The sequence below is a fragment of the Streptomyces sp. W16 genome, assembly GCF_033194735.1.
Taxonomy (GTDB): Bacteria; Actinomycetota; Actinomycetes; order Streptomycetales; family Streptomycetaceae; genus Streptomyces.
Map to the genome: position 1 here is coordinate 1 of NZ_JAWOAI010001062.1, position 1,454 is coordinate 1,454.

Consider the following 1,454-nt stretch of genomic DNA (forward strand, 5'->3'; position numbering starts at 1 on the left):
AGGCCAACATTGTCGAAATAGTGCTCGAACGATCGCTCGACAAGGAAATCGATCTCGTCAGGCTCGAGTTTTCCTGAGTCGACCGGCTCGGCGTCGTCCCGTCGTACTACCTGCGCTACTTCTACGCGCACGACCAGGTGCCGCCGCGGCACGGGCGACGACCGTACGATCGCCGACGCGCACCGCGGCCTCCTCGTCCGCCCAGCGCTCCAGGACGAAGCCGCCGGCGGCGGACAGCGGCCGTAGCAGCGGATTCACGGCGGCGGAGAGTCGCCAGAGGGTCTGGAAGAGATGGTGCCGGCCGCGCAGATGGGCCCGCTCGTGCGCGAGCAGTGCCTCGCGCTCGCGATCGCCCAGGCAGCGCAGCATGCCGCGTGACACCACGATCCGCCCCGGCTTCCCCGGCAGCGCGAAGGCCTCCGGTGACGCCATGTCCAGGACGGCCAACTCCGTGTCACCGGGCAGCTGTTGGCACTCGCGGCGGGCCCAGCGCAGGTGCCGCAGCTGACGTGTGCCGGCGACGGCGAGGCTCGCGACGGACGCGAGGAGGGCGAGTGCGGCGGCCCCGGCGACCGTGAGGTGGACGGGGTCGGAGGCGCGCACGGCGGCGACCGACCACTGCCCCTCCTCGGCGACCTCGGGGATCTGCACAAGACCGGCGAACGCCAGCAGCGCCAGCGAGCCCAGCCAGCCCAGCGACGCGACCAGTGCTGAGCAGGCGAGCGACCAGGCGGCCGGGCGCGGGGCCAGCAGAGGGGCGGCGCGGGGTGCGAACACCGCGATCACCGTGGTGATCAGAAGGGGGACGTACACACTGATCAGCACCGGCTCATGGTCCTTCGTCGGCGCGGCCGGAGAGCAGTCGCTGGAGCAACTGCTCGTCCTCCTCGGACAGTTCGGAGACGAAGCGGGTGAGCACCGCCTCGCGGTCGGTGCCGTGCTCCAACAGTGAGCGCATCCGGTCCGCGGTGTGCGTCGCCTCGTCCCGAGCCGGTGCGTACGCGTACCCGCGTCCCGCGCGGTGGCGGACGAGCATCCCCTTGTCGTGCAGGCGCGACAGGATCGTCAGCACGGTGGTGTAGGCCAGGCCGCCCGGCAGTCCGTCCCTGACCTGGCGTGCGGTCAGCGGCTCGGCGGCCCCGTAGAGCGCGGCGAGAACACCGCTCTCCAGTTCACCGCGCGCCCGCCTGCCGGACGTCGCGCCGGGTTCGTCGCTCTTCCGGTCGTGCACTGCTCACCCCACCGCCTTTCACCGTTCGGCGCCCCAGCCTACCCGGCGACCTACTACATGCTGTACGACCTTACCTACTACATGTTGTAGAGTTTCGCCGCTCCACTCCACCTGCGGAGGAAAAGAGTCCATGCCCCACCTCGGAAGTACGGCGCATCTGCGTGCCCTCGCGGTCGCCGCCCTGCGCCCCCGGCAGGCCACCCCGCCCCGCCACCCGTCGGCG

At 71.2% G+C, this 1,454-nt stretch carries 2 protein-coding genes; both read right to left on the bottom strand.

Annotated features, from left to right (window positions below):
* Positions 1-57 precede the first annotated feature (57 nt).
* The gene (locus R6V09_RS53055; RefSeq protein ID WP_442810311.1) at positions 58-825 is read right to left on the bottom strand and encodes a M56 family metallopeptidase; all 768 of its coding nucleotides are present in this window, start codon (positions 823-825) and stop codon (positions 58-60) included.
* 4 nt (positions 826-829) lie between these two features.
* Positions 830-1,231, bottom strand: a complete 402-nt coding sequence (locus R6V09_RS53060) for a BlaI/MecI/CopY family transcriptional regulator (protein ID WP_317888544.1) — start codon at positions 1,229-1,231, stop codon at positions 830-832.
* Positions 1,232-1,454: the final 223 nt, after the last annotated feature.